This window comes from Chamaesiphon polymorphus CCALA 037, assembly GCF_003003845.1.
Classification (GTDB): domain Bacteria; phylum Cyanobacteriota; class Cyanobacteriia; order Cyanobacteriales; family Chamaesiphonaceae; genus Chamaesiphon; species Chamaesiphon polymorphus.
The window spans coordinates 1-3650 of record NZ_PVWO01000548.1; the positions used below are offsets into that span (position 1 = coordinate 1).

Below are 3650 nucleotides of genomic sequence, written 5' to 3' on the forward strand. Positions count from 1 at the left end.
ATCGAGCAATCTTTACCGCCCAATTTGGATATATTTGCTTTTAGCGGTCGATTGGTATTGCCTCTGGAGCCAAAAGTCACACTCTTGCTAGGTGAAGTCAACCTCTACGACAAGCATCATATCCATATCGGATCTAGCGGCTTTACGATGACGCTCGATCTCAATCCCTTACACGATTCTGAGCTGTCGTTATTGCAAATGTTCGATCGAGATAAAGATCCGATCGCGACACTAGAGGCTTCGGGAGAGAGGCTTCACCAGCAACTGACTCAAGAATTGCAATTAGAAGCAGCCACGATGAGTCCGCAAGGCTCGATTAGCGATTGGTATCGAGATTCTTCAGTCGGCTCGACTCCTAGCGGTGCTAACACTTCCGATTCTGCCACAATTCGATCGGTAAATTCGCCTTCATATCCGACTGTACCGCTTGCCTATCGTCGCGAATCATTAGGAACCAGCAATGCAACGTCTCCAGCCGCTGTCACCAGCTCCACCCCAATGCCCACATCTCCAGACCTTGATGATTTAGAGATCGATCTTGCCGATTGTTTCGTGACGTCTCGACCGCAGCGTCCACAGATTCCTTACCATGCCAATTTAGAAATCGTCATCGACGATTGACGATCGCCGTATCAGTATTAAGATTCACAAACTTTTATCAACTATTTGTGAGCTTTTTTCATCGACTAATTCAGATAAGATTGAAGATGCAATCCATACCCAAAGGACTTCCGATTATGGCAGCTTCATTCTTACCTTCAATCTTAGTACCTACTGTCGGCTTAGTATTTCCAGCGATCGCCATGGCATTCTTGTTCATGTACATCGATCGGGATTCTATTTAGTCCGATTAGACCGATCTAAATCAAAAAGCCGGACGCATGTCCGGCTTTTTGGTTTTAATAGTGGTAGAAGACGGTAACCGATCTCAGATTGAGTTACCGCCATCTGGCTTACATCGACGAGCCGAGTCCAGCGTAAGAACCATAGAAAAATAGGCTCACAACGACAATCACACCCATACCAGCGACAGTAGCAACCAGCCACAACGGAATTCTTCCTGGTTCAGACATAGTTTTTTTCTCCGTAAATATCCCAACAGCAACAAAAATTAAACCAATTAGTTAAAGAAGTAACTGGTAAACAGAATTCCAAGTGTAAATACCATTAACAATCCCAAGAACAGAGAAGCTCGGTTGAGTTCTACTGGTTGGTTGTTAGGATTTGGGGTACGTTCCATAGTTTTAATTTAAATCCTATCTTTGAATGAATTGCATGGCCGCAATTGCGCCAATGAAAAATACAGTTGGTACGCCCAAAGTATGGACAGCCAACCATCTGACTGTAAAAATTGGATATGAAATGGGCTGATTTCCGCCGCCGCTAGTCATTTGTTTCGCTCCTAAAATTCAGGAAATTTTGGTTGAGGTTATGTTATCGATTTTTAGTTATCGATCGAGTATTAATTAACACTCGACAATATCGATTCGCGATCGAAACAGGCGAGCCTATCTAGATCTGTAAATATTTTCGCTCTTACAAGCCGAGCGAGTCAATCCTGAGATTTAAATCGATCGGTTCCGAGCCGCTTATTTCTTTTCGACGAACTTATCGAGCTGACCTTTGGACTCAAATCGATCGGATACGATCGGTAACTCTTGGCGAGTCTGAGTGAAATACTCATCAGGACGAGGGGTGCCAAACGCATCGTAAGCTAGACCAGTGCTAACAAACAGCCAGCCAGCAACAAACAATGCCGGAATAGTGATGCTGTGGATGATCCAATAACGAATACTGGTTACGATGTCCGAAAATGGACGTTCTCCGGTCGATCCGCCTGCCATATCTAATGTACTCCCAATTTTAAATATCTTTACTCGATACAGTTTATATCATAACCTTAAAGAAATGCGATCGCTAAATGAGAGAAACTTAATTAGCAAAAAAATGGGTGGATGGGTAGATGGGTAGATGAGTAATGGGTAATGGGTAATGGGTAATGGGTAATGGGTAATGGAGTGTTTGTTGCTCCAAGTCTTCCCGTCTCCCAGTCCCCCAATCTCCCAGTCCCCCAGTCTCCACTGCTCCCAACTCCCAACTCCCAACTCCCAACTCCTAAGCCTAAGCCGCTTCCCCTTGATATTTCAGTATGATCCCCCGCTGGCCGATAATAAAACCGCGATCGGGACTAAAGAACAAAATTTTGTAGAAATTGGATGGTACCTCTTCGACGTTCTCGTCCTTGAGCCAAGTTTTACCACTATCGGTACTGACGAGCAAATCGCCACTGCCACCAGAAACCCAGACTTCTCCTGGCGTCCGATAGGCCAGATCTAGCAAACCAATATTGGTCTTCTGTCCAGGAAACACTTCATCTTCCCACTTATCGGTCTCGCCAGGACTGCTAAATTGCAGTTGTCCGCCTCTGGCGAGCATCCACAAGCGACCATCATCGGCAAATCCCATATTCGAGACTCGGCGCGAACTATTGCGGTTGTGTGGCTCCCAAGATTCTTGACCTGGTGCCCAAGTAGAATAAAAGTTACCTTTAGCAGAAACAGCTACATATTTTCCTTCAGGCGATCGATTAATCGTCCGGAACACGCCCACAGCACCACTAACTAGCGATTTCCAGTTTTTACCTGCATCTTGAGTCGCATAAATCGCCCCAATATCGGTCGTCATTTCTGCCGAGTTATCACCTAGTGCCTTAATGGTTGCCGGAATTCCTGGCAATTTAGCACTGAGGGCGATCCGTTCCCAAGATTTACCAGCATCTTTGGTGTGTAAGAGAATCGCGGGTTCGCCGACAATCCAACCTTCATCGCCAGCAAAACTAATCGAAGTAAAGCGATACTTATCGCTATCTAGTTCTAACTTGCGATTTTCCCAAGTTTTACCACCGTCGTTAGTTTCTAAGAGCGCGGCATCGCTACCGACTACCCAACCATGTTGGGGATTGCTAGTAAATGTCAAGTCTTGGATATTAGATTCAGTGGGGAGCTGAATTGATTTCCAGGGACTAGCGGTTAATGGCTGAATGTGGCTGCAACTGACGCAAAAGATGCCGATCGCCAGTAGTGTAGCAGCTTGTCTGAGAATTTTTGTAAGCAAGTTCATGTTTCGGACAGTAATTTGTGTTTGTATCTAATTCAATGTATATAAGCTGATGAAAATAATGATGGCTACTCCAAGTCCCCCATAAATCAGCAAGCTTTTTTGTCCCGGACTCATGGTATTGACACCAAGTCCATACCGCTGGTTCTCTTTAAAGCCGTAAGATGCCGTGGTACCAACGTTAGTAAATGCACCTTTTTTGGCACCGCAGGTCGGACATTTCCAGGTCATTGGTAGTACTGTAAATGGCGTACCCGCAATAATTCTGTTTTTGGGATCGCCCTTGTTAGGATCGTACACATAGCCACAGGCGCGACATTCAAATCGATCGTCATCGGTGGTTCCCGGTGCAACTTCGGGACTTGCGCTACCAGTCGGCGGTACTAGATCCTCCGAACTGCCAGAAATATCTCGATCGCTATCGTTCATAACAACTTTATTTTTTAATATGAGGTAATTATTAACATACTGTTACAAATTTTGGCATATTATGTCGAAGTTTGATAGGGAGTTGGGAGAGGAGACTGAGAGAG

General features: G+C 45.1%; 8 protein-coding genes. 2 read left to right on the plus strand and 6 right to left on the minus strand.

Going from position 1 to position 3650, the window contains the following annotated elements; translation table 11 throughout:
• A partial coding sequence (locus C7B77_RS30485; RefSeq protein ID WP_181244042.1) for a hypothetical protein occupies positions 1-621 on the plus strand: 621 nt, incomplete at its 5' end.
• Between the two features lie 116 nt (positions 622-737).
• Positions 738-845: a photosystem I reaction center subunit VIII gene (psaI, locus tag C7B77_RS26130; RefSeq protein ID WP_015162045.1), complete on the plus strand. Its 108-nt coding sequence runs from the start codon at positions 738-740 to the stop codon at positions 843-845.
• 108 nt (positions 846-953) lie between these two features.
• Here psaI and C7B77_RS26135 read toward each other — a convergent pair whose 3' ends face one another.
• The 6 genes from C7B77_RS26135 to C7B77_RS26165 form a co-directional block, all read right to left on the minus strand.
• A complete protein-coding gene (locus tag C7B77_RS26135) occupies positions 954-1073 on the minus strand; it encodes a photosystem II reaction center protein J (RefSeq protein ID WP_106311889.1) in 120 nt (39 codons plus the stop codon).
• A 47-nt stretch (positions 1074-1120) separates the two neighbouring features.
• The gene (gene psbL / locus C7B77_RS26140) at positions 1121-1240 is read right to left on the minus strand and encodes a photosystem II reaction center protein PsbL (RefSeq protein WP_015162047.1); all 120 of its coding nucleotides are present in this window, start codon (positions 1238-1240) and stop codon (positions 1121-1123) included.
• Positions 1241-1256: 16 nt separating this feature from the next.
• Entirely contained in the window at positions 1257-1391 is a 135-nt protein-coding gene (psbF, locus tag C7B77_RS26145) for a cytochrome b559 subunit beta (protein WP_015162048.1), read from the minus strand.
• 198 nt (positions 1392-1589) lie between these two features.
• The gene (gene psbE, locus C7B77_RS26150) at positions 1590-1844 is read right to left on the minus strand and encodes a cytochrome b559 subunit alpha (protein ID WP_106311892.1); all 255 of its coding nucleotides are present in this window, start codon (positions 1842-1844) and stop codon (positions 1590-1592) included.
• A gap of 277 nt (positions 1845-2121) precedes the next feature.
• A complete protein-coding gene (locus C7B77_RS26160) occupies positions 2122-3120 on the minus strand; it encodes a photosynthesis system II assembly factor Ycf48 (RefSeq protein ID WP_106311898.1) in 999 nt (332 codons plus the stop codon).
• A gap of 27 nt (positions 3121-3147) precedes the next feature.
• The gene (locus C7B77_RS26165; protein ID WP_106311901.1) at positions 3148-3546 is read right to left on the minus strand and encodes a rubredoxin; all 399 of its coding nucleotides are present in this window, start codon (positions 3544-3546) and stop codon (positions 3148-3150) included.
• Positions 3547-3650: the final 104 nt, after the last annotated feature.

What these genes read in the sequence shown, in the direction of transcription:
- C7B77_RS26160 (WP_106311898.1), bottom strand. Translation starts at nt 3,120, where the DNA reads ATGAACTTGCTTACAAAAATTCTCAGACAAGCTGCTACACTACTGGCG.
- C7B77_RS26135 (WP_106311889.1), bottom strand. Translation starts at nt 1,073, where the DNA reads ATGTCTGAACCAGGAAGAATTCCGTTGTGGCTGGTTGCTACTGTCGCT.
- psbE (WP_106311892.1), bottom strand. Translation starts at nt 1,844, where the DNA reads ATGGCAGGCGGATCGACCGGAGAACGTCCATTTTCGGACATCGTAACC.
- C7B77_RS26165 (WP_106311901.1), bottom strand. Translation starts at nt 3,546, where the DNA reads ATGAACGATAGCGATCGAGATATTTCTGGCAGTTCGGAGGATCTAGTA.
- psbL (WP_015162047.1), bottom strand. Translation starts at nt 1,240, where the DNA reads ATGGAACGTACCCCAAATCCTAACAACCAACCAGTAGAACTCAACCGA.
- psaI (WP_015162045.1), top strand. Translation starts at nt 738, where the DNA reads ATGGCAGCTTCATTCTTACCTTCAATCTTAGTACCTACTGTCGGCTTA.
- psbF (WP_015162048.1), bottom strand. Translation starts at nt 1,391, where the DNA reads ATGACTAGCGGCGGCGGAAATCAGCCCATTTCATATCCAATTTTTACA.